This window comes from Stenotrophomonas sp. NPDC077659, assembly GCF_050268705.1.
Taxonomy (GTDB): domain Bacteria; phylum Pseudomonadota; class Gammaproteobacteria; order Xanthomonadales; family Xanthomonadaceae; genus Stenotrophomonas.
Window position 1 is genome coordinate 1 of record NZ_JBNNHG010000153.1, and the last position, 1,943, is coordinate 1,943.

The 1,943-nt window shown below is 68.4% G+C and carries 2 protein-coding genes; both read left to right on the forward strand.

The features are described 5' to 3' along the window. Positions 1-832 (forward strand): NupC/NupG family nucleoside CNT transporter (locus tag ACQKDV_RS16520; protein ID WP_427785163.1); only part of this gene is annotated, 832 nt, incomplete at its 5' end. Between the two features lie 25 nt (positions 833-857). Then, positions 858-1,814, forward strand: a complete 957-nt coding sequence (locus ACQKDV_RS16525; RefSeq protein ID WP_427785165.1) for a ribokinase — start codon at positions 858-860, stop codon at positions 1,812-1,814. Positions 1,815-1,943: the final 129 nt, after the last annotated feature.

Below are 1,943 nucleotides of genomic sequence, written 5' to 3' on the forward strand. Positions count from 1 at the left end.
GCCGCTGACCGTGCGCCCGTACATCGCCAGAATGACCCAGTCCGAGCTGCTGACCATGATGATCGGCGGCATGGCCCATATCGCCGGCGGCGTGCTGGCCGCCTACGTGGGCATGCTCGGCGGCGGCGACCCGGCGCAGCAGGCCTTCTACGCCAAGCATCTGCTGGCGGCCAGCATCATGGCGGCGCCGGCCACCCTGGTCGTGGCCAAGCTGCTGATTCCGGAAACCGGCACCCCGCTGACCCGCGGCACGGTGAAGATGGAAGTCGAAAAGACCTCCAGCAACATCATCGACGCGGCCGCCGCCGGTGCTGGTGACGGCCTGAAGCTGGCGCTGAACATCGGCGCGATGCTGCTGGCCTTCATCGCCCTGATCGCCATGCTTAACGCCCCGCTGACCTGGATCGGTGATGTCACCGGCCTTGCCGCCGCCCTCGGCAAGCCGACCAACCTGTCGACCATCTTCGGCTACCTGCTGGCCCCGATCGCCTGGGTCATCGGTACCCCGTGGGCCGATGCCACCACGGTCGGCTCGCTGATCGGCCAGAAGGTGGTCATCAACGAATTCGTGGCCTACACCGAGCTGTCGCAGATCGTGAACGGCCAGATCGCCGGCGTGTCGCTGTCCGACGAGGGCCGCCTGATCGCCACCTACGCCTTGTGCGGCTTCGCCAACTTCAGCTCGATCGCGATCCAGATCGGCGGCATCGGCGGCCTGGCCCCGGAGCGTCGCCACGACCTGGCCAAGTTCGGCCTGCGCGCGGTGCTGGGCGGTACCATCGCCACCTTCATGACGGCGACCATCGCCGGCGTGCTGACGCACTTCAGTTGAACCCTTGTTTGAGAAGAAATCCCCTATGAGCAGCAGTGTCGTTGTCGTCGGTTCCTTCAATGTCGATCACGTGTGGCGGTGCGAAGCGCTGCCGGCGCCGGGTGCGACCATTGCCGGCCGCTACAGCACCGGCCCGGGTGGCAAGGGCTTCAACCAGGCCGTGGCCGCCTGCCGGGCCGGCGCCGACACCACGTTCGTGTGCGCCCTGGGCGATGACGCCGGTGGCGCGACGGCGCGTGACCTGGCCGCGCAGGATGGCTTCGCGCTGATCGCCGAGGCCAGCAGCGAGCCGACCGGCACCGCGGGCATCTATGTCGATGCCCGTGGCCGCAACACCATCGTCATCGGCCCCGGCGCCAATGCCGCACTGGGTACCGCGTTCCTGGAACAGCAGCAGGCACTGCTGGCCGGTGCCAGGGTGGTGCTGGTGCAGCTGGAATCGCCGGTGCAGACGATTGAAGCCGCGCTGGCTGCGGCCCGCGAAGCCGGTGTCACCACCGTGCTCAACGCTGCACCGGCCGACGCACCGTCCAGCATTGGCCTGCTGAAGCTGGCCGATGTGCTGACCCCGAACGAGACCGAGTTCGCTTCGCTGCTCGGCCGCCATGTGGGTGAGCGGGTGGATGCCGACGACGTGGCCGCCCTGGACGGTGCCAGCCTGCACGCGCTGTGCCGCAAGCTGGTCGGCAATGGCACCGTGGTGGTCACCCTGGGTGCAGTGGGCGTGTTCGTTTCGCACGCCGACGAGAACCTGCGCGGCGACACCCAGCCGTACTACCGCGTCGGCGCCGAACAGGTGCAGGCGATCGACACCACCGGTGCCGGCGATGCCTTCAACGGCGCGCTGGCGGCGTCCATCGCCCAGGTGCCGGATGCGCCGTTCGCCCGCCATGTGCGTTTCGCCAACCAGTTCGCCGGTCGTTCCACCGAGAAGGAAGGTGCCGCCGCGGCGATGCCGCGCTTCACCCCGGCCGACGTGTAGATCCACGCCGTGCGTGGATGAGAACCCCGGGCATGCGGATGCCCGGGGTTTTTTGTGTGTATAGGTACGGCCCCATCCACGCATGGCGTGGATCTACCGGGTGCGCGTGCGGCCCCATCCACGCATGGC

Excerpts from the sequence above, each read along its gene's own strand:
- ACQKDV_RS16525 (WP_427785165.1), top strand. The coding sequence starts at position 858 with ATGAGCAGCAGTGTCGTTGTCGTCGGTTCCTTCAATGTCGATCACGTG.